The 22814-nt window shown below is 62.0% G+C and carries 12 protein-coding genes and 1 pseudogene; 5 read left to right on the top strand and 8 right to left on the bottom strand.

The features are described 5' to 3' along the window. Positions 1 to 150 precede the first annotated feature (150 nt). Together AB4Y34_RS00065 and AB4Y34_RS00060 are read left to right on the top strand one after the other, a co-directional pair. A complete protein-coding gene (locus AB4Y34_RS00065) occupies positions 151 to 639 on the top strand; it encodes a hypothetical protein (RefSeq protein WP_368714861.1) in 489 nt (162 codons plus the stop codon). 74 nt (positions 640 to 713) lie between these two features. Continuing rightward, positions 714 to 944 carry a SymE family type I addiction module toxin gene (locus AB4Y34_RS00060; RefSeq protein ID WP_368714860.1) on the top strand — a complete coding sequence of 77 codons (231 nt, stop codon included), beginning with the start codon at positions 714 to 716 and terminating at the stop codon, positions 942 to 944. Positions 945 to 1115: 171 nt separating this feature from the next. Here AB4Y34_RS00060 and AB4Y34_RS00055 read toward each other — a convergent pair whose 3' ends face one another. Continuing rightward, positions 1116 to 9413, bottom strand: coding sequence for a hemagglutinin repeat-containing protein (locus AB4Y34_RS00055; protein ID WP_368714859.1), 8298 nt, complete (start codon positions 9411 to 9413; stop codon positions 1116 to 1118). A 340-nt stretch (positions 9414 to 9753) separates the two neighbouring features. On the opposite strand from AB4Y34_RS00055, the gene AB4Y34_RS00050 reads away from it, so the two are divergent. Further along, positions 9754 to 10734: an aldo/keto reductase gene (locus tag AB4Y34_RS00050; protein WP_368714858.1), complete on the top strand. Its 981-nt coding sequence runs from the start codon at positions 9754 to 9756 to the stop codon at positions 10732 to 10734. Between the two features lie 82 nt (positions 10735 to 10816). Here the strand turns inward: AB4Y34_RS00050 and AB4Y34_RS00045 are convergent, their stop codons facing one another. From AB4Y34_RS00045 to AB4Y34_RS00030, 4 genes are all read right to left on the bottom strand, one after another. Further along, positions 10817 to 11722: a cation diffusion facilitator family transporter gene (locus tag AB4Y34_RS00045; protein WP_368714857.1), complete on the bottom strand. Its 906-nt coding sequence runs from the start codon at positions 11720 to 11722 to the stop codon at positions 10817 to 10819. A 171-nt stretch (positions 11723 to 11893) separates the two neighbouring features. Further along, positions 11894 to 16732: an NAD-glutamate dehydrogenase gene (locus AB4Y34_RS00040; protein WP_176379321.1), complete on the bottom strand. Its 4839-nt coding sequence runs from the start codon at positions 16730 to 16732 to the stop codon at positions 11894 to 11896. Positions 16733 to 16930: 198 nt separating this feature from the next. Next, entirely contained in the window at positions 16931 to 17779 is an 849-nt protein-coding gene (locus tag AB4Y34_RS00035) for an alpha/beta fold hydrolase (RefSeq protein WP_368714856.1), read from the bottom strand. Next, a complete protein-coding gene (locus tag AB4Y34_RS00030; protein WP_368598036.1) occupies positions 17776 to 18813 on the bottom strand; it encodes a M14 family zinc carboxypeptidase in 1038 nt (345 codons plus the stop codon). The genes AB4Y34_RS00035 and AB4Y34_RS00030 overlap by 4 nt, the downstream gene beginning before the upstream one ends. A gap of 313 nt (positions 18814 to 19126) precedes the next feature. Here AB4Y34_RS00030 and AB4Y34_RS00025 point away from each other — a divergent pair. After that, positions 19127 to 19297 (top strand): annotated as a pseudogene (locus AB4Y34_RS00025) (integrase core domain-containing protein); the annotation flags it as partial. 62 nt (positions 19298 to 19359) lie between these two features. Here the strand turns inward: AB4Y34_RS00025 and AB4Y34_RS00020 are convergent. From AB4Y34_RS00020 to AB4Y34_RS00010, 3 genes are read right to left on the bottom strand one after another with little or no spacing between them, the layout of a single operon-like run. After that, positions 19360 to 20073: a hypothetical protein gene (locus tag AB4Y34_RS00020; protein WP_368714855.1), complete on the bottom strand. Its 714-nt coding sequence runs from the start codon at positions 20071 to 20073 to the stop codon at positions 19360 to 19362. Then, entirely contained in the window at positions 20070 to 20684 is a 615-nt protein-coding gene (locus tag AB4Y34_RS00015) for a hypothetical protein (protein WP_368613002.1), read from the bottom strand. Before AB4Y34_RS00015 ends, AB4Y34_RS00020 begins: the two co-directional genes overlap by 4 nt. Then, positions 20681 to 21130, bottom strand: coding sequence for a hypothetical protein (locus AB4Y34_RS00010; RefSeq protein ID WP_368714854.1), 450 nt, complete (start codon positions 21128 to 21130; stop codon positions 20681 to 20683). Before AB4Y34_RS00010 ends, AB4Y34_RS00015 begins: the two co-directional genes overlap by 4 nt. A 412-nt stretch (positions 21131 to 21542) precedes the next feature. On the opposite strand from AB4Y34_RS00010, the gene AB4Y34_RS00005 reads away from it, so the two are divergent. Then, a complete protein-coding gene (locus AB4Y34_RS00005; RefSeq protein WP_368714853.1) occupies positions 21543 to 22013 on the top strand; it encodes a hypothetical protein in 471 nt (156 codons plus the stop codon). Positions 22014 to 22814: the final 801 nt, after the last annotated feature.

Genomic DNA, 22814 nt, shown 5'->3' with positions numbered 1-22814 from the left:
CAGCGACGACTCCGTCAAGGTCGCGCAACGCGCGCCGAAGGGCATCATCAAGTACCAGACGAGGCGATGGGACTCGCTGCGTTCAGCCGAAACCCGCAACGTAACCAGCCGGCGTGGACCGGCCCGTAGCCGCTAGAGAAGAGATGCCGCATGACCGACCTGATGCCCAAGCTCACCGATGTAAAAAGCCTTCAGGACCTCTCCAAGATCCTCGCCTGGCCAATGCTCGTCGTCGCCTATTTTTTCGTCACCGGACCGCACATCACCTGGGATGGCCTGGTCTGGTTCGGCATTGACGATGATCTGCCTATTGACGTTCAGACCCGACGCTTCTTTCTGATTTTTATCCTGAAGGCAATCTGGTCCGGTGGCATTGCTGCCTTCGCCTATATCTTCATCGGCGAGATACACACCGAGCTTTACATCCGCTGGGACTGGGTACTTTTTCCATACGTCTCAGCCATCCTTTTTGCGCTCGCGCTGCTCGGTATCTTTGGCTCCTCACAGTTCGTCTGGCTCAAGAATCTTGACAGCTTCTGGTGCTACGCCGCCATCGTCTGGGGCTTCTTCCTGCTCGCCATGACCGAACAGCTTCTCGAACCGCTCAGGCGGCGACGCACCGAACGCAGCACCGCGTAAACGAAGCGCGGGCCGTGAGTGTTACCAGCACTCACGGCCCGCTAACCACAACCAGCTCACCCAAGGAGTTGACTATGGCTGACGCCAATCTTAATGCATTGCACCCTCATCCCGAGCGCCGCGCCACCGTCCAGCAGCTCATGCGCTGGCGACCCTCACCGAAACCAGGCAGGGACTGGCGTACACCTACCTTCTTCCCCTGGCTGCGCATTGCCGGCAAGTGGCTTGAGCAGGCCGGCTTCGAACCCGGTCAACGCGTGAGGATTGAAGTCCAGTACGGCCGACTCGTCATCACGCCAGACTGAACGACCCCATAAACAACAGACCCGGCTCAAGGCCGGGTCTGTCGCTTCAGCTAAAGAATATGTTCTTTACGATCACGTAGACGATAAAGCCCATGATCGCCGTGAAGACAACAGCACCCACTATTTTCTGGCCTCTTGTTTTAGGCGTTGAGCCAGGAATACCAACCATAGTTACCACCCCATTCCTGTCTTGCCCTGGTCACTGCTATACCCACCGCCAGTGCCGCCAATATTGGTGTTCTTGCCTGCGCTCACTCCACCACCAACGCCAATAACTGTCGCGGTCCCATTGCCCGGCGAGTTCATAATGCCAGCACCAAATATGCCATAAGCGGCAGACATGCCACCAGCATAGCCCCCGGCAAAGTTATTTGTCTGCCCGGGTGCAACGCTGGATTGATTGAGCCATCCAGCAGTAATGCTGGCTGATGCTTGAACAGGATTCGGAAGCGCCATATTTACGCCCGTACCGAAGAACGCATTCCCATCCCGTGTGAACGTCCCCCACACGCTGCCCACGAAGTAATCCACCTGGAAGTTCACAAAGTCCGGCAACCGGAACGCCCCCGGATTCGAGCCAGTCGTTGTTGCCTGATACGTCAGCCCGCCGCCCTGTGCACCATTCACAATGTACGACTGCAAACTGGGATCGCCCGCGCCAAGGCTTTGCGCCCACACCTGCTGTCCAGCCTGGTTCACGCCGTACGGCGTCCAGCTCGTACCATCGTTGGGCTGATCCCCGACCGCCACCCGCACACCGCCCGATTCTGTCAGGCCGTTTGCCGTCAGGTTCATCTGCGCCATCTGGTCCTCGATCTGCTGCGCGGTGTACTTGCCGCCGCTTTGATCGGCCAGCCTGTCTGCAAGCGTCTCTTCCTTCGGGTGCAACTGCCGGTTGTACAGATCCGCATTGGCTGCCGTGGACGCCCCTGCCGAACCACCCACGAGCGCACCGCCTGCCGACGCCAGCACATTCGACGCCAGGTTGCCCAGCAGCGTCGAGCCGGTACTCTCCGCAATTCCCTTCGACAGGCTGTCCAGTGGCGGTGCCAGCGCTGCCGACAGTCCAGCGCCCAACCCGCCTCCTACCGCAGTAAAGACACTGCCACCACCAAGGCTACCGATCAACGCACCCCCTACAACGTGAAGCGCTATGCGGTTTTCCCCACCCTCATCCCATGCTGCGGCTGCGGCTGCGTCACCCGCGTCCTTTGCCGCTTGCTCTTTCGCTTCAGCATATGCGCCAATACCCAGCGCGACTACCTGGCCTGCCGCCTGCGCCGCCGCCATCGTGTCCGCCTGCTGGTTCAGGATGTCGTTCACGTCCGGCGTTTTCGAGACCGTCCCGTTGGTATCCGTCGTGTCGCGGCTGAGGCTCGCCACATCCTGCGTCTGCTTCGCGCCGTCCGTGATATTGATCGCACCCGCGCTCACAGCACTGCGCGTGGTGGCGCTTTCGTCGCCATTCTCGTTCTGCGAGATCATCGGCGTAACGCCGGGTGCGCCACTAACAGAACCCGGACCCGTCGCCTTGCCGGTGTTGCCTACGCCCACGCCCGCGCTGATACCGTTGCTCGACGCGCTGTAGTGCGACTGGTTCTCGATATCGCTGAACGTCAGCGTGCCCGTCGTCAGACTGTTCTTCGACGCATCGGCGTCGCTCGCAATCACCGCACCCTTCAGGTCGGTATTGCCGTTGACGTTGATGTTGAAACCGCCATCACCCGCCTGGATACCCGCCTGCTCATTGACCTGGACATAGCTCGAATCCCCGTGGCCGTTCTGGGCGCTGAAGCTCGCGCTGCCACCGCCCTGGCTGACACTGAAGCCGCCGCTCACACTGCTCTGATGCGCGGTGCTCGCGGTCGTATCCTGCACGCTTTCAACGTTCAGGTTGCCGCCAACGTTGGCCGTGACCGCACCACCGCTCACATTCGAGCCGATGATGTTTGTATCGCCGTCGCTCACGATCGTGACGCTGTTCGCCCCGCTCACGTGCGAATTGTTCTGCATCGTTGCGTCGCTGTTCGCGTCGCCATGCGCATTTGACATCGACGCCGACACGCCGAAGCCCTGCGTGCCGTAGGACACGCCGACGCTCGCGCTGCTCGACTTGTTCGTGCTGGCGGTGATATCGGTATCGGTCGAATTGAGCAGATTGACCTGATTCCTGGCGGCCAGCATCACGTCATTCGCGCTCACGTTCGAACCGGCAATCGTGATGTTGCCCGAGCCCGCGGTTCCGTCATCCGTTGAAACAAACGTGGTCGTGCCACCTGCCTGGACTGTCGAGCCGGCATGCGTCGTCTGGTCCTCGTTGAACGTATTCCTGCTCTGACTGGAACCGAAACTCAGTTGCGCGCCGATGCTCGGCGCATTCGGACCCTTGGCGCCATCGGCCAGCGCCTTGGCCCCTGACACGGCCATGCCAGCGTTACCGCCCGCCGCGATGGCATGCAGCGCCGTTGCGCGCCCGTCGCTGTTGCCGCTCGCAAGGCTCTGCCCCTGCTGGACAGCGCTGTTGATCGCATCGCCCACGCTGCCGGACAGGCCCAGCGTGAAGCCGCTCTGCTTCATCTCCTGCGTTTCGTCGTGGTGTGACGTATTCGTCGCCGCGTCGATGATGACGTTGGCCGCCATGCCCGTGACGTCCTGGGCGGCCAGCACGGCACTGCCCGTGACATGCAGGTCGTTGCCCGCCGCCATCGTCACGCTGCCGTTCGTGCTGCCGACCAGACTGCCGTTGTTGGTGACGGTGCTGTCGTGCGTGGTGTCCTTCTGCTCGCGCGTGCCGTAGTTGATGCTCGCGCCGCCGCCACTCATCGCGCCGAAGCCCGAAGCCTGCTCCTCGTGAAGCGTGCTGCGCTCGCTCGTATCCTGGGTGGTCGTGATGTTCAGATCATGGCCCGCCGCGAGCGTCATGTCGTTCGTTGACGCAACGGTGGACCCGTTGATGTTCAGATCGTGCGCCGCACTGGCCGCCACGGTATCGCCCGATACGGTCGAACCGACCGATAGCACCGTATGCGAGGTGGACGTGTCGGTGATCTTGTTGCTCGACAGCGCATTCGAATGGTTCGTCTGCGACCAGTGATCCGCATCGTGAGTTTCCGTCACCGCGCCGACCGTGATATCGCCAGTCGATTGCAGGATGACACCGCCACCGGTCGCGCCGTTGACACCGCCCGTGCTCACCGATGAGCCGAGAACCGAGAGGTTGCCCGTTCCGCCCTGGCCCGCCGCCAGCGCAACGGTGCCGCCCGCGTTGATGCTGCTGCCCTGGGCGGTTTCGTCGTAGGTCGAATCCTTGTGGTGCGCGAGTTTGCCGCCCATCGACTGGCCGGTATACGTGGCGGTGTCCTTCGCCGCAGTCACCGTCAGGTCGCCACCCGCCACCATCGTCGCATCGCCGCCCGCCTGAACGTGCGCACCGGTCAGCGTCGTATTGTTGCCCGAGACGGTGGTGAGGTTACCGCCGGTCGTGATCGTGCTGCCAACGCTGGTTGTGGTGGTGCTGTGGTAGCCATTCAGGCCGTCAGTGGTTCCCGCATCCTGGGTGGCCGTAAGCGTCGTGGTGCCCACGTTGATATCGCGACCCGCCGCGATGGTCGCATCACCCCCGGTCTGGATCGCTGCGCCGCTCATGGTCACGTCCCGGCCTGCCATGACGGTCGCACTGTCCGATGCCGAAATCGTGCCCACCGACTGGACCGCCATGCCGGTTGCGCTCGAAGTGAAGCCGGCGTTGCCACCCGTTACCGCGGCCTGGGCGGTTGTGCTCTGGTTGACGATATCGCGGCCTGCGCTGACTACCGTATCGACGCCGCCAATGCGACCGCCGATGTTCGTCACATCCTGCACGGCGGCGACCGTCGTCGCGCCGCCGCTTCCGATCACGCCCCGGTTCACGATGTTGTTGCCGATGACCGTGGTCGCCACGTCACCTGCGACGTGGGCGCTGTTCGTCACATCGCCGGTCGCGTTCAGGTTCACGCGGTTACCGGCCACCAGCGCACCGCTGCCCTGAAGATCAACGGTGCTGGACTTCGCGAGATAAACCTGGGGTACCAGTACCGTCTGCTGCGAGCCGTCCGGCAGTGTGACGGTCTGGCTCACCAGCCACACCATGTCGGTCGTCAGTTGCGCCATCTGGGCAGCGGTCAGCCCGACGCCCACCGTGAGATCAAATGCCTTCGCATACGACACGCCGTTGTCCAGCAGCGCCGTGTATTCGTCCAGGTTGCTGGTGTAAGGCCCGAGGAACGTGCGCCCGGTCAGTTGCGTGACCTGTTCCATCACCAGTTGCTGCTCATACATGCCGTCACCGAGACGCTTCTCGATCACCTGCGGATTCAGGCCGAGCTGGGCGAGCATGTAGTCGCTTGAAATGAACTTCGAATAGCTCGTCAGGCGCGGATCGGTGACGACGAGATAGGGCGCGCCGGGTGCGCTCTGATACGTGTACAGCGCGCTGGCCGGAAGCTTCAGACCAGCACCGAGCGTCTGCGTGCGGTTACCCGAGGCGCTGGTGCTTCCCAGCTGGGTGCCGGTTGCGTCACCGCCGGATACGCCTGCGCCGGTGACTGTCTGGCCTACCCGATCCACCGAGCCGATGGTAATGTCCTGGGCGTCGGTCTGGACGGTCTGGTTGGCCGTCGCAATCGCGGGCAGCGAGGCAACCGTGGTGGACGGCAACGGCACCGCGTCATCTTTGACATCCGTCCTCGTGTCGTTGCTGTCGCTGATCTTTGCGTGCCAGTAGTAGGTCGAGACATCCGTTTGCGTGCCGGTCTGCTGCAACAGGATGCCCGTATCGTTTACCGAGCCGCCCGTCGCGCGGCGCACGAGGTCCCCGCCTGCGGCCATGGTGGACGAGTCGTTGTTGATCGTGCCGCCGTCCGCGTTGACGCGGATCGAACCCTGCGCCTGGATCGTCGCCGCCGTGCCGGGGTTCAGAAGCTGGTCGGTCACGGTGGTGATGGTGGACGTGCGGCTCAGTTCAACGTAATCGTGGCTGTCGTCGCCAAGCGACGTATTGATCCTGACCTGGTCCGGTGCGATGTTCTTCGCCGGATCGAAGTCCGGATAGAAAGCGATCGTGACCGTACCGTCGCTGTTCTGCGTCAGACTCTGGTAATACTGCACCGCGTTATTGGTAATGGTGCGGGTCTGCGGGTCCGCGACACAGTAGGTGGTCGGGCACACCCTGTAGGTATCCGTCAGTGGCGTAGTGAGCGAGAACGTCTGGCTGGTAGCGTCGATGCTGGTCACCTGCGAAGCAGGCAACGTCACGACCAGTGGCTTGGCCAGCTTGCCGATGACCTGCCCACCGATGGCCCCTGTGCCGCTGAAAATCCACTGCTCATAGATCGCGCTGTGGTAGCTGGCGACCTCGTCAACCGGCATGCCCATCGTCCACAGCGTCAGCGTTGGCCCCTCGGTCGTGACAGGCGTCCCGGCTTCAGTCTGAACGCCCGTGCGATGGTTCGTGAGCGTGTGCGCGGCCACGTCGATATCGCCCGCCGCCTGGATGCTGGCCGCGCTGTTCGTGATGATGCCGGTCTGGTTCGCGAGCAGACCCGTGGAGTCGCGCGCATTGTCGCGCGCCAGTTCCAGGTTCCCGCCGCTGTAGATCAGGGCGCCGTCCGCATTCGTCAGCGAACTGCCCGCGTAGACTCCAAGGAACGATGCCCCCGCGATAACCGCCTGCGCGCCCTCATTGGTCACGTCGGTGGCGTTGACGATGACGCTGTTCCCAATCACCGCGCCCGTGTTGTTCAGGCTGGCGCTGTTTGTCGTGACCGCATCGCCCTCGATCGTGCCTGCGTTCGCGATGTCGCCGGTGGCATTGACGGTGGTCGCCGCCGAATTCATGTCCGCGCCGGCCGCATTAACGACATTGGCCGCGCTCACCGTCAGCGCGTTGCCTGCTTCCAGTGCAGCGGTGTTCGTGAACGTGCCGCCAACACCGAGTGCCAGGTTGTTGTCCGCATGCAGGGAGGTTGCGGCATTGCTCGCGAAGTCGCCTTCGAGGGCCAGCGTGAGGTCACGGCCCGCCGTCATCCCGCCGTCGCCCGCGAGCGTACCGCTCATGCCGATGTCGCGATTGGCGCGCACCGCGCCGCCTGCGTTCGACATGGACGCCACCCGCAGCGACACGTCCTGCGCGCTCTCGATGGCGCCGCCATCATTGATGAGCGTCGCGGCGGGCTGGTTCAGGTTCAGCGCCGTGCCGCCATAGAGCGTGCCAGCCGTGTTATCGACCGTATCCGTGATGGCAAGCGTGGCGGCGCCGCCCGCCACCAGCTGCCCGCCTAAGCGGTTCACGAGGTTCTGCGCGTTAGCCTGTACATCGCCGTTACCGCCCAGCCCGCCCGCGGTGTTCGTGATCGTGCCGGCAGCGCTGAGAGTGGTCTGTCCGGTTCCCGCGTTCGTGATCGAGCCGGACGTGTTGTCAATGTCCGAACCCGCAACGGCGAGCGTCCCGGCCGCGCCGTTCGCGGCAATCACACCGCCCGCGTTGATGATCCTGCCGCACGCGTCGAGCGTCAGGTCTGCACCGCTCTGTGCCGAGCCGCCCGAGTTGTCGAAATCGCCCTGGGTGGAAACCGTGAGGCCCGCGTCGCCGTAAATCTGCCCGGCGTCGCGGTTGACGATGCCGCTGGCGGCGGCGATGCTCGCGGATTGCTGCGCGGCGAGCCTGCCACCCGTATTGTCGAGCGAGGCCGCTGCGGTCTGCAGCGCGCCGTTCGTCGCAATCTGGCCGCCAACGTTGGAGAGTGCGCCTGCCGAACTCACGGCCAGCGTGCCTGTACCCGCGTGCGCAACCTTGCCGCTGTCGTTCGTGATCGACTGCGCGCTCACCGTGAGGTGCTGCGCGTTGGAGGCAATCGTGCCGCCCGTGTTATCCAGCGCGCCGCCCACGGTGATTGTCTGGTCAGTTGCACCCGTCTGCTGGATCGTGCCGTCACGGTTGATGAGCGCACCCGTGCTCGATACGCGCAACTGGTCGCCGTCGATCAGGCCCGAGGTGTTGTCGATGGATGCCCCGGACACCGCGATATCCGTCGCAGAGAGTTGCCCCTGCACGTTGGAGAGCGCACCCGTCGCCGTGGCATTGAGCGAACCGCCGGTCGTCACCGTTGCGCCTGATGTGTTGAGGTCGCCGCCCGTTGCCGTCAACGCAATGTCGTCGTTTGCTAGCGTGCTGCTACCGGCGAGATTGAGTGACGCCCCCTGAAGCGATGCGCGGCCACCCGCGAGGTTCTGGCCGGTCGCGGACAGGATACCGGATGCGCTCAGGTTCAGATCGCCGCTTTGACCGGCAATCCCGTCGGCGTTGATCCCGGCACCCAGCGTGCCGGTCGAGGTGAGGTTGCCCGCACTGAGGCTCAGGTTCTGCTGCGCGTAGGTCGAGCCGCTGTTCTGCACATCGCCCGCCGCTGACACCGCAAGATTGCCGCTCGCGGTTGTCTTGCCGGTGAGAACCAGCTTGCCCTGCGTCGTGAGCGTCAGGTCACCCGCCTGGGCGGCGATCACGCCCGCATTGGACACCCCGACACCGTATTCATTGCTGGCCAGCACGATACGTTGCGCGTACATTCCGCCAAGCTGACTCACGTCGATCGACACACCTGGCGCGGCACCATCGCCTGCAATCGGGGTAGCGGCGAGCGTATCGTGATTGACCTGATTCGCGCCCGTAACGACGTTCAGGTTGTTCGCGTAAATGGCAGCGTTGGCCTGCACCGCGCGCGCGATGAGGTCCACCCGGTCGATATCCGGGTTATTGAGACCCGCGCCTTCGACTGTAATGAGGCCGCCAGTCACGTTAAAGCCGCTCAGGTTGCCGCCCGCATCGAGTATCGGTGTACCGGTGGTGAGAACGCCGCGCGTGGTATTGATGAAGCCGCCGCCGTCAACTATGATGCCCGATCCGTTTGAGACGACGACCTCGGCCTTGCTCCCGGCCACCTCAAGAAAGCCGCGCAGCTGACTGGGCGAATTGCTGTTGACCTGGTTGAGAATGATCCGCGCGGACTGGCCTGGCGAAAGATTCGCGTTACCGTTCACCTGGCCTGCGAGTTGTGTGTTCGTGATAGACGGCGAGTTATTGAGAATGGCGCCGTTTTTCTGTACGTCGAACTGTCCGTATGTATTGACGGATACACCAGCGGAAGACGGACGGTTGATGTCTACCTGTGGCAGACCATTCTGCGTCTGGATGACATTCGGCGCGTGCGCGCCCGATGGCACGATCTGCGCATCCGAGAGAGCGGGAGCGAATCCGGCGAGCACCAGCACCGCGAAGGCCGCGTGACGCATCGCGAACAGCGTGAGGGATGGCAGCGCGACCGGTGCGTCGGCCTCACCGGAACGGGCATTCCCATGTCCGGTTGCAGTCTCCGCAACGGCGACGAGCATACCCCGAAGCTTGCTGAACACAAGCCGATAACAACGGTTATTCATTGCCTATACCTGTGATCCCCGATGAAGCCCTGCGCAATGCAACGCCATCAAAAGGTTATCAAGGAGAGCAAATGAAGACTACGAGACAATTCTGAATTATTCTGAATTTGTCGATATTTAACGATCGCAGTTGTCTACCGCTTTTCCAGTGATTCCAACGCCTCATCAAATCCACGCCTTTGTAGACTTTTCTTAACTGTCGTTCACGGCACTCGCTATTTGCATTGAAGCGATCGAAACCGGCCGCGGCTCGCGACGACGCGCTTGCCGTCGTTTCCCTATAATCGAAAGTCCTTCCCTCGCAGCGGCTTTGTGCGCTTCACCATAGGAGAGCAACACGATGGATTATGTGAAACTCGGCCGCACCGGCCTCGATGTATCGCGTCTCTGTCTCGGCTGTATGAGCTATGGCGTGCCCTCGCGCGGCACGCACACCTGGACGCTCGACGACGAAGCCGCGCGGCCTTTCATCAAGCAGGCACTCGATCACGGCATCAACTTCTTCGATACCGCCAACGTCTATTCGGACGGCACCAGCGAGGAAATCGTCGGCCGTGCGCTGAAGGACTTTGCGAAACGCGATGAGATCGTGCTCGCCACCAAGGTCAATAGCCGCATGCATCCGGGTCCGAACGGCGCGGGGCTGTCGCGCAAGGCGATCATGGCGGAAATCGATCACAGCCTGCGGCGGCTCGGTACCGACTATGTCGATCTGTATCAGATCCATCGCTGGGACTACGGCACGCCGATCGAAGAAACGATGGAAGCGCTGCACGACGTCGTGAAAGCCGGCAAGGCGCGCTATATCGGCGCGTCGTCGATGTACGCATGGCAGTTTGCCAAGGCGCTGCAGGTGGCCGAACGCAATGGCTGGACCCGCTTCGTGACGATGCAGAACTACGTGAATCTGCTGTATCGCGAGGAAGAGCGCGAAATGCTGCCGTTGTGCGAGAGCGAAGGCATCGGCGTGATTCCGTGGAGTCCGCTTGCACGCGGACGCTTGACGCGTGACTGGGACACCGAGAGCGCGCGCTCTGAAACCGATGAGTTTGGCCGCACACTGTACGCGCAGACGCAGGAAGCGGATCGGCGTATCGTCGAGCGGGTCAGCGAGATCGCGAAAGAGCGCGGCGTGCCGCGCGCGCAGGTTGCGCTAGCGTGGGTGCTGCAGAAGAAGCCGATTACCGCGCCGATCGTCGGTGCAACCAAGCTGCATCATCTCGACGATGCGGTCGCAGCGCTGTCGTTGAGGCTCAGCGATGAAGAGATTCACCGGCTCGAAGAACTGTATGTGCCGCATGCGGTGGCAGGGTTTAAATAATCGCTTTGGCGCGTACAGGAGTCCAGTTGGCTCAGGCGGAATGGCCCGCGATTTCAGTGCGGGGCGTTTCGCCTCCTCTTCGCTAACTACGCGGCACATCCGGTTCGAAGAACACCCAGCGCACCTGAGGAAACGTGGCCTGCAAGTCGGCCTCGATAACATTGATCGCATCGACCATCGCGCGGCCGCTTGCATAGTCGATCATTTCCGCCTGCACCGCCACCACCACGTGACGTCCCCACTGCAGCGTGATCATGTTGATGATGCTGCGAATCTCCGGACGCGCGCGCAGATGCGCGTCGATGGCGCTGCGCACTTCCGGGCTCGCCGATTCACCGACGATCATCGACTTCACTTCACGCGCGACGAGCCACGCGATCGTCATCAGCAGAAGACCGACTCCGACCGAACCGATCGCGTCATACACGGGGTTGCCGGTCATCATCGTCAATAGCACAGCGACGAAGGCGATCGCGAGACCGAATAGCGCGGCGACATCTTCGCCGGCCACGACCAGCAGGTCCGATTCGCGCGTCTCGCGAAACCACTGCCACAGGTTCTTGTCCGGATACGTCTTGCGAATCTCCTTGATCGCGCCCCACAGCGATAGCGCTTCGAGCACCACCGACACACCGAGCACCGCCAACGCAACGAACGCGTACTGCAACGGCTCGCGCGCAATCAGCCGATGCACGCCCTCATACACCGAAAACGCGCCGCCGACGAAAAACAGCAGCAACGCAACCAGCAGCGAATAGAAGTTGATTTCGCGGCCGCTGCCCATCGGATGCAAAGGGCTTACCGGCTTGCGCGCTTCGCGCAGCCCGAAAAGCAGCAGCAGTTGATTGCCGCAGTCGGCGGTGGAGTGAATCGCTTCGGCGAACATCGAGCCGGAGCCGGTGAACGACGCCGCGGCGAACTTGCAGACGGCGATGCCGAGGTTGGCGGCGAGCGCGTAGAAAATGGCTTTCGGCGATTCTTCTTTCATCTGCGGGCGGACGTCCGTGAAGGTGCTGGGTATTGTCGGGTATTGCACGACCGAAGCGATCGGCAAGCACTCGGTATTATGGACGACAACGACACACCAGCCCGCAGGAATCAGACCCGACGTGTCGCCGTGCCGCCAGCACCCCAAGTGCCCTTTCCACCTTCGCGCAGCTCACGCCCGCTCGAGCGCCGCCATCTCCCGCACGACCACCAGCAGCACCGAAAGACTCGCGCCACCCGTCGCACGCAAATCGGTCAGCAGACGCGTATAACGCTCGAGCTGCGCCGCGCGCTTCTCGCGCCACGTTTGCACCAGCGAATCGGGCGTCGACGCATCGGTCGCGCCAGCCAATGCGCTCGTGGTCAGCGCGCGCTTGAGGCGGGCGAGTTCGGCCAGCGCCGATGCGCGCGCGAGCATGTCCCAATGCGTCGGCGCCGGCAACGAAGCGGCGCGCTCGCTGATCCAGCTGTAGTTCAGCAGCGTGCCGAGCGCGAAGTAGACGCCCGCGACCTGTTCGAGATTGCGCTCGCACGTCGACGCGACTTCGGCGATATCGAGTAGCGCGGCCGACACCTCGCCGCTCGCGATCCGCACCGCGAGATCGCTATCGACACCCGCATCGACGAACGCTCGCTGCCGCTCCGACAACGCTTCGAGATCGGCGGCCGGCAACAGCACCGGCCATTGCGGCGCGAGACGCTGCGCGGCATCGCGGCAGCGCGCGAGCAGACCGCTCACGTCGCCGTTGGCTGCGCCCGTTTGCAGATGCCGCAGGAACCACAGCGCCGAACGTTCGACGAGCCGCGCGACCTCTGCGAACATGCGCGCCTGCACGTCGTCGGCGACGCGGTTGTCGAGCGCGTCGATGCTGCGCCAGATCTGATCGAGATCGAACACGTCGCGCGCCATGATGCACGCACGCACGATGTCGCCGGGCTGCGCATCGGTCTCCTCCATCAGCCGATGCACGAACTCGCAGCCGACGCGATTCACGAGCGCATTGGTCAGATGCGTCGCGAGGATTTCACGGCGCAGCGGATGGCGCTGCATCGGTTCGCGGAAACGCTGCCGCAGCGGCTTCGGAAAGTACTCGATCAGCATGTCGCTGACGAGCGGGTCCTCCGGCATCGACGACTCGAGCAGCGCGTCATAGAGCCACATCTTGCTGTACGCGAGCAGCACCGCGCGCTCGGGTGTCGTCAGTCCCTGCTTCGCGGCGGCACGCTCGGCGACGTCTTCGTCTGTAGGCAGAAACTCGATCACGCGATTGAGCCGCCCCGCCTTCTCCAGATAGCGCATCAAACGCGTTTCGGCATCGAGCAGCTCGACGCCGAAGCGGCCCGCGATCGACAAGGCCTGCGTCTGGTAGTAGTTGTCGGTCAGCACGAGCAGACCGACTTCATCGGTCATTTCCGCAAGCAGCGCATTGCGTTGCTTCTCCGTCATCTCGCCATCGGCGACGACGAGACCCAGCAGAATCTTGATGTTGACCTCGTGATCCGAGCAATCGACACCGGCCGAATTATCGATCGCATCGGTATTGATGCGGCCGCCGCGCTGCGCGAACTCGATGCGGCCGAGTTGCGTCAAGCCGAGATTGCCGCCCTCGGCCACCACCTTGCAGCGCAGGTCGGCACCGTTCACGCGGATCGCGTCGTTCGCACGATCGCCCGCCTGCTGGTTGGTTTCGCGGCTCGCCTTCACGTAGGTGCCGATGCCGCCGTTATAAAGCAGATCGACCGGCGCCTGCAGAATCACCCGCATCAGCTCGGCCGGCGACAGCGCCGCCGCGCTGGTGCCGAGCGCCGCCTGCACCGCCGGCGACAGCGGAATCGTCTTCGCGCTGCGCGGGAACACGCCGCCGCCCGCCGAGATCAGCGACGGATCGTAATCGGCCCAGCTAGAGCGGTCGAGCATGAAGAGCCGCGCACGCTCCGCCATGCTCGCGGCGGGATCGGGATTCGGATCGAGGAAGATATGGCGGTGATCGAACGCGGCGAGCAGCTTGATATGCGGAGACAGCAGCATGCCGTTGCCGAACACGTCGCCCGACATGTCGCCGACACCGACCACCGTGAAGTCCTGGCTCTGCGTGTCGACGCCCATTTCGCGGAAGTGCCGCTTGACCGACTCCCACGCGCCGCGCGCGGTGATGCCCATTTTCTTGTGGTCATAGCCGACCGAGCCGCCCGACGCGAACGCGTCGTCGAGCCAGAATCCGTATTCCTGCGAGATTGCATTCGCGTAGTCGGAGAACGTGGCCGTGCCCTTGTCGGCGGCGACGACCAGATACGGGTCATCGGGATCGTGGCGCACCACGGCAGGCGGTGGCACGACGTCGGTGCCCGCCAGATTGTCGGTTACGTCGAGCAAGCCGCGCAGGAAGGTCTGATAGCACGTGACGCCTTCGCGCATCCACGCATCGCGCTCGCTCTGCGGCGGCGGATTCTTGACGACGAAGCCGCCCTTCGAGCCGACCGGCACGATCACGACGTTTTTCACCATCTGCGCCTTCATCAGGCCAAGCACTTCCGTGCGGAAATCCTCGCGCCGATCCGACCAGCGCAGGCCGCCGCGCGCGACGCGCCCGCCTCGCAGATGCACGCCCTCGACGCGCGGCGAATAGACCCAGATCTCGAACATCGGCTTCGGTTCGGGCAGGCCGGGCACCTGCGCGGGATCGAACTTGAACGACAGGTACGGCTTCGGTTGCCCCTGAGCGTCGTGGCGGTAGTAGTTGGTGCGCTTGGTCGCCTTGATCACGCCGAGGAACTGCCGCAGGATGCGGTCTTCGTCGAGATTCGGCACCTGGTCGAGCGCGCTGTCGATCGACTCCAGACAGGCGTTGACGCGGGCTTCGCGTACCGCGCCGAGCGCCGGATCGAAGCGCGCGACGAACAGGTCTACGAGCATGCGCGCAATCGCCGGATTGCCGGTCACCGCGCGTTCGATATACGCGTCGCTGAACGTCGAACCGACCTGGCGCAAGTACTTCGCGTACGCGCGCAGAATCGTCACCTCGCGCGCATTGAGCTGCGCACGCAACACGAGGCGGTTGAAGTCGTCGCTTTCGATCGTGCCGGTCCACACCTGCTCGAACGCCTGTTCGAACAGATCCTTGACCCGCTCGATGTCGAACTCGGTATCGTCCGCAAGTTCGAGGCCGAAGTCGTGGATCCACGCGGGCATCGCGCCCGGCGCCTCGATCAGATAAGGCCGCTCTTCGTCGACGCGCACGCCCAGATGTTCGAGCATCGGCAAGCTGCGCGACAGCGCGATCGGCATGCCCGCGCGATACACCTTGAAGCGGAACGCCCGCGGTCCCGATTCGATCGGCCGGTACAGGTTCATTGCGAGCCGCTCGCTGCCTTGCACGCGCTCGATCAGTTCGATATCGCGCACCGCCGTGCGCGCCGGATAGTCGTCGCGATAGCCGGCCGGAAACGAGTCAGTGTAGTGCTGCAGCAAACGGTTGCCCTGCTCTTCGCCGTACGCGTCGAGCAATGCGTCGGCCAGATCGTCCTGCCAGCGTCGCGCGACCTGCACGAGGCGCGCTTCGAGCTCGCGCGTATCGACGCTCGGCATGCCCCCCGCTTTGGCATGAACGACGAAATGAATTCGCGCGAGTGTCGATTCCGACAGCAGCGGCGTGAATTCGACGTTCTCACCATTGAATGCGTCGGCGAGCAGGTTCGCGATGCGTTGCCGCAGATCGGTGTTGTACTTGTCGCGCGATACGAACACGAGGCACGACACGAAGCGATCGAAGCGATCGCGCCGCACGAACAGCCGCGTGCGTTGATGCTCCTGCAAACGCAGCACACCGAGGGTGGTGTCGTACAGCTGGTCTTCGTCGGCCTGGAACAGTTCGTCGCGCGGATAGGTTTCGAGCACCGTGACCAGCGATTTCGCCAGATGACCTTTCGGCAGGAATGCGGCGCGTCTGACGATATTCGCGCATTTGCGCCGCACGATCGGAATCTCCGCGGCCGACACGAAATAAGCGGTCGACGTATACAAGCCGATGAAGCGCCGTTCGCCCGTCACCCTGCCATCGGCGCCGCTCAGCTTGATGCCGACATAGTCGAGATAGCCGGGCCGGTGCACCGTGGCGCGCGAATTGGCCTTGGTCAGGAAGATCGGCGACGAGCCGGAGATGATCTCCGCAGCCGCCGGCGGCAAGGGCGTGACTTCCGGCGCGCCGCCCGCCCCCTGCGCATCGCGCAGAATGCCGAGACCGGAGCCCGCCACCGCCCGCAAACCAAAGCCGCCGTCGAGCTGCACCAGTTCGTAATCGCGCTGGCCGAGGAACGTGAAATGATCGGCGACCATCCATTCGACGAACGCGCGCGCTTCGACACCCTCGGGACCAGTCTCGCGCGCCTTCATATCTTGAATCGTCTGCTTCGCGCGTTCGATGATCTTCGGCCAGTCCTCGACCGCCGCCCGCACGTCGCCGAGCACCCGGGCGATATCGTCGCGCAACGCGTCGAGTTTTGCGGCATCGCCACAACGATCGACTTCGAAATGGATGCACGAGGTCAGATGCGAGCGCGTATCGCCGGCTTCTTCGGCGCCCTGGCTCACGCGTGCGATGCTGCCGTCCGCCGCGCGCCAGATCCGAAACACCGGATGCACGACCGAATGCAGCGCGAGCCGATGGCGGTTGACCGTCATCGAGACCGAATCGACGAGGAACGGCATGTCGTCGTTGACGATCTCGATCACCGTGTGATCGGAATGCCAGCCATGCTGTTCGAGGATAGGGTTATATACGCGCAGCCGCTGCTCGCCCGGCACGAAGCGCTGCGCGGTCTGCCAGTGGGCGAGCGCCGCGCCGTACAGATCGGCGATCGAGCGGCTTTGCAGATCGCCTGTGTCGACGAAATCGTAGTAATGCCGCAGGAAGGGTTCGACGATATTGAAGGTCGGTTCCGGCAACCGCCCCCGCGCAAATTCGACGACATCGTTCAGCAGGTGCGTGACGGCTTCTTCGTTCTTTGCTTGCATGATCGACTCCCCTGGCTGGCGGCAATGGTGAGTATCGCGTGATTCGCAGGCAACGTCTGACTTGGAATTATGCGCCTGCAGTGTGCGATGCGTCCGTTTCGCGAAGTCAGGTAATACCCGCTGACGGGTCGTCGAAGAATTGTCACAGTTGGGTTGGAAAGGGCCGCGTCGCTGCGGCGCGGCAATGCCGCGCGATGCTCAACGCGCGGGCTTGGCCGGTGCGGGTCCCGGCGCGGCCGCATTGCTGTCTTCGGCGCGCTGAGTGAGCCATGCGCGAATCTGCGCCGCGGTCCACGCGGGATCGTCGTGCGGCAGATCATGGCCGGCCCATGGATGCTCGCGATGCGGCGCGCCCCACGCCGCCGCGAGCTTCGCCGAACAGAGCGGGTTGACGAGCCCATCGGCTGCCGACGACAAAATTAGCAGTGCACACCCCGGCGCGGCGGGCGCCGCGCTAAAGCGGGCGGCCGCCCACAATTGCCGCAGCGCATTCGCGCGGCTCACCGGTGCGCTGCGGCGGATCGTGGTCCAAGCGGCGAGATCCGCGCCCAAGGTGTCGAGGTTGTTGCACGTGAGGCGATGGATGCCGCTCTCGGCATCGGCCGCATCGCCCCAGTGGGCGGCGACGCCGAGCAGACCCGGCCACGCCGACGGCCGCAGCCGCTCGTGCATGCGGCTGAATGGCCGCATGCTCGTATTGATCAGCACGAGCCGTTCGATTTCGCCGGGATGACGCTGCGCCCAGTCGGTCGCGACCATGCCGCCGAGCGACATCGCGATCACGTTGTAAGGACCCGGCACGCCCGTTTCGCGCGCCGACTGCCGCACGAAGGCGACGATGCCCGTGACGCTCGCGGGCGCGCGCCGCCGCACGTATTCACCGTTGCCGGGCAGATCGAGCAGCAGCAAATGGAGGCCGGTCGTGGTCGTTGCGTTGGGGGTGGCGGCGTCCGGGCTCTGGCCCAGGGTTTCGCGCAACGCCGCCGGCAAGCGCCCCCAATGCCGCGTTTCGCGCGTCAGTCCGCGCAGCAGGATCCATGTGCTCATTCGCGATCCGGCCTGTACCAGTGGTCGAGCGCGCTTTGCAGCAACTGCTCGCGCTGGTTGCCTTGCGGCAGCCAGCGCCGCGACGAAAACGCCGCGCGCGCGAGGAAGTCGAACAGGTTCGCATGGCGCCGCAGCACGCGCGCGGTGCGATGCTCCATGACCGGATTGAACATGCCCTGCCGCGAAAACAGCTGGCGCGGGTTCTTCTTGATCCACAGCCACGAGCCGAGTTCGAGCGTCATCGGCAGGAAGATGTTCGGCACCGGCGTGCGGTCGTACGCGTAGTCCCACAGATCCCCGTGCAGCAGATACTGATGGCTTTGCGGCTCGAACGTGTAGCCGTGATGCGGATGCGCGTGTTCGAACATGCTCTTCAGCATGTACATTTCGGGAAGATGCGGCATCTGCTGGCGGGTCCGCGCGTACGGAAACCAGATGCTGTCGCTCCAGCCGTAACCGGAATGGCAATCGAGCGCGATGCTCAGCGGCCGCGCGGCGAGTTGCGTTTCGACCACGTGCAGCAGCGCGGCCGCCTCGACCTCCATCGGCTCGCCCGCGCGGCCGCGATACCACGGTAGCCACGCGCCGACGCGCTGGCCGCCCGCAAGCAGGGGCACACGCGCGTCGGCGTCTTGCGGAGCGTTGCGCATCAGGTCGACACCGCGCGGATTGGCGCGGGTCGCAGCCCACATGCCGCCGGGATTCGCGATCGGCAAAAAGATCAACCGGATGGACTGCAATTCACGCACCAGCAGTTCGTCCCATTCGAGCCGCGCGAGCAGCGAGCGCATATAGTCGAGCACGAGTTGCGAGCCGATTCGCTCGAGCCCGTGAATGCCGCCAAAAAAGCCAATGGCCGGCGCGAGCGGATCGGATGAACCGATGCTCGCGGTGTAGATGGAAAAGCGCCGGCTGCGTACCTCGGTCTCGCAGATCGCGCGGATTTCGAAGCTCGCCCTGCCCTGGTCGAGGATTGACTTGAGATCTTCATATTCGGCAAAACTGTCCGGAAGGAAGCTCAAAGGTGTCGGCATGACGGCGTGACCGGGGTGTCGGGATTTTTAAGGGCGGCCGGAAAACACGCACTATAGCCTGGCTGTGTGTCAGTAGGCGGGAGCGTCCAGCCGATCGGCAGTTGCGTAGGATCGAGGTGCAGCGCCGCGTCGATGCGTGGGCCGTGCCGCGGTTAGAGAGAAGGAGATAAGCAGATGCAAACGCTTGACGCAGCTGACGCACCCCGTAAATTCGTAAACATCGATTCGGGCGTGCCGGGAAACGAAACTCGTTGGACGAACGCACAGTTAGCCAGGCTCGGAAGCACGGAATCGACTGGACTTCCCGGAAAGCGCCGACAACGGCAGCGAGTTCTCTGGTCGTCTGCTGGACATGTGGGCGTACCACTACAAGGTACAGATCGACTTCAGCCGTCCAGCCAAACCGACGGATAACAGCTTCATCCAAACGTTCAACGGCCCATCCCGGGATGAATGCCTGAACCTGCACTGGTTCGAATCTCTGGCGATCGGCAACCCGATACCGGCTCTGTAAGTAAGCCGGCGCGAGGGGAGATGGTCGGTCGCTTAGTTCTTGTCTTGGACCGAAAATTGAAACGGTATCTCTGGCTGCGCAAATCTGAGCCGAAGTTGGCTTAGAGCCGGGACCGGGACAAAGCGCTGATTCTCAAACGCGTAGTACGTCACTAACAACCCAACGCGGGATTCTTGTGCATCATCGAACAGGTAACTGTTCTTCGGAAAGGCAAGCTTGCCGTCCTTCGTCGCCACTACAGCCAGACATGACGAAAGCAGACTTGGCAGATGCAACAATGTCGGCTTGCGAGCTAGAGGGTTCACCAAAAGGAATATCTGCTGGTGCCGGTCGGCTTCGCCTGAACCACTGCCGTACCCTTCCATACACAGAAGCGGAGGACGATTGCTCGTCCCTCCCGCCAAGAACACCTGAGCGTTGCCCGGATAAATGTCTATTGCATACTCATCCGGAAACATCGTCGCGCGCGCAAAGCGATAGCTTTTGCCATTGACCGTTATGTGATTCTCTGCAACCTCGATTCGCACAGGCTTTCCGTCCAGAGTGGTTCTCAGTTCCGTGTAACTACCCTGCCCCCCGAGATCTGAATGAAGGTGGAGAGGCCCGGCAGGTTGCTTGATCGGGGCACCGAACACCACGCCCGGCTGGGCGGAATAGAGCGCATCGTAACTGTCGTAAGATCGGACCGCGTGTGCATTGCTCGACATGGCGGCCAGAGCCGCCATCAGCATCACGGTGGATTTCATCGGTATGCCTTTGCTCCGTTAGCGTTCAGGTAATCTGGGTTGTGCCGCCAAAATACGGTGCCACCGTGAGCGGCCGTCGAAACCCATACCGAATCGTAGCGGCCGCGTTCGCCGCCGTCGACGATTTGCCCAGTCTTCTTATTACGGACTCTCCAATACTTGATGACTTCGCGCCGCTTCTCTGGCACGCCGAAAATGTTGTCAGATGGGGAGCCCCATTTGAACCCGTCTAGCACCTTGGGACGGCTCGCGTATCTGGTCTTGAAGTCGAGCCCGTCCCACCAGAATGCACCGTTCGACGGGTCCGGTCCATCGTTGGCCAATGCCTTTTGAGCCCAATCGAGAGCCAGCTTCATCCCAGGATTCGGTTCAATTTCACTGTCAGTGGCACGCATCAATTTGTTGAATCTAGCGTTGGAGCCATCCCATGCGTAGGAATAGTTCGGGTCTGCGGCGCGCAACTCGGACACGGTCTTTCCGCCCCATGCACGACACCGATTTGCCACGGCAAACGCAATTCCCCCGATTTCATGCGGGTCGTTGGCCGTGGATGCCTCCCCGTAAGCGATCGCGGCAAGCAATCGCACCTCCTGGCTGATTGCGCCGCTCATCGCACATCCCCCTCACGCCACGCCACGAAGGTTAGATTCGGATGCCGCTTCAATGAGAACGCGCGCGTTCTCCCGCCTGCCAGCGTCGCGTCGTCGACAAGACATTGACCATCGCTGGATAGCCTATAGGTCATCCCTTCGACGGGAGCCTTGGTCTTCGCGTCAACAAGCTCGAAATATTGCTCGAGTTCCTCAAACTTCGGCGCTGCCTTGCGTCCGCGACAATTGCACGCCCATGCGTAACCCAGCGCTTCGGCCATGGCATAACCGGATTTCATCTTACGAACCCTGTCAAACGGAAAGAACTCGCCGGTTTCAGCGTTCAGGGCCTGAGCGTGCGGCATCGGCGGGAAGTTTGAATAGATCGAATAGGTGATACGGCAAAGGTCGCATTCTTCCTCGACTGTCCAATCCTTTCCACTGCTCTGCTGATTCAGTTGCTCCATTACACTCCTCAAGAGTTTTCAGACGACGCCTCGCGAATTAATCATCGAAACGGACCACGGTCAACCGCTTTAAATCGGGATAAGCCCGTTTTGGACAGAGTGGCCGTTACGAATCCTTCCTCAACGAAGCACTGACCGGGTTCAATCCATGACGATAGGGCGACTCAATGTCGCCATTCTTTCATCCTGCGCCAGCAGGAATATGCAATAGAAATCAAGATACCGGACACAGTCGTAAATAGTTGTCAAAACGCCCTTATCCCGATTTAAGGCGGTTGACGGCTAAGCATCTTGGATGGTTTATTCGCGGGTGTGCTTCAACCTGAACCATAGCGCGTGGGACACTGGTGCCATTGTTACGCATGGTCGAGGTCTGATGGTCTGAGATCGACAATTAACCTATGGATGTCCAATGTACGAAAGAATGCGCTCCGCAAAGGAGATCATTGAAGAAATGAAGGCTGGCTTTTCGGATATGTTCGAGGGATCAGATGGCCGGGAATGTCTTGGTTGTCGTATTACATTCAAGATATACAAAGGATTTACTGATATGCCTCACGCAATGACGACGAACAAGAAAACCGGAGAGTGGATTTCGATTAATGCGATCAGGACTCTCCCAACTGGTTACGACATGACGCGGGCTTTAGGGCAAGACGACGAATGCCGCTGTCGCAATCGATCTGCGGGCCCGTTCGATGAACAGTTCACGCTAAAAGACCACAACGGGCGCGCGCTACCCGACACCCTTTATACGGTCCGTTTGCCATCGGGCGAACTGACGCACGGCGTTACAGATCACGCGGGGCGTACAGCCCGGTACAGGACACGCGGCGCGCAATCCATCGACATTTACATCGGTCATAGGGGGCGCAATGCCTGATGCGCTTGCAACAGTACTAACAAATACAGACCCGAATTCGTGTGTTGACGTGCATTGCAGTAGGCACGGCAAACCCTGGCGTCTTTCGAATGATGGATTGGCGTTTATGGCCGTATGTGAAAGTGGCGTTTTGAACGGAACTTATAAGGGCTTGCCCGTTGTTGATGGGATGATCCTTAAAGTCTATGTTGATAGCAAGGGATATCCTACAGTTGGATTCGGGCATAAGGTTCTCCCTCAGATCATCTGCACGTTGGCGATGTGATTTCAGTGGAGCGTGCGCGACAACTCGCAAAAACAAATTTTGAAGAATGTGAGTCTGCCATTAATCGCCGGATACGGGTTCCGTTGCTCCAGTATGAATATGATGCACTAGTAAGCATGGCTTTTTAACGCCGGACCGGGACATGGAATTGCAGAGCTGGTTGACAAGGTCAACACCGCAGAATACGGTAAATTACCGGCCTATATTCGCGCGTATCGCGCGCGAGGAATTGAATGGAGGCGCGCACTTGAGGCACGACTTTTTGAAACAGGGAATTATGATGCACAGCACGGGAAAGGCATTGTCATATAGACTTATCAAATGTTTTGTATTAGTAGTGGCTTTGGGCGGCTTTCATTCAATATATGCCGACGAAGCTATAGATGATTCGAACTGTCTACAATATCTAGTCGGGTCTGAATAATTCGTTTTGGACGGCGCTTGCCCTCACGGCTGGTATTCGACAGCGATTGAGCGGTTGAGCAAAGCGGCCAGAACAGCGGCGTAAAAAAGCCTCAGCTTCCTGAGGATCATCC

The sequence above is a fragment of the Paraburkholderia sp. BR10954 genome, from assembly GCF_040965775.1.
GTDB lineage: Bacteria > Pseudomonadota > Gammaproteobacteria > Burkholderiales > Burkholderiaceae > Paraburkholderia > Paraburkholderia youngii.
The sequence above is the reverse complement of the archived record's forward strand: the minus strand, read 5'-3'. Positions and strand labels throughout refer to the sequence as shown.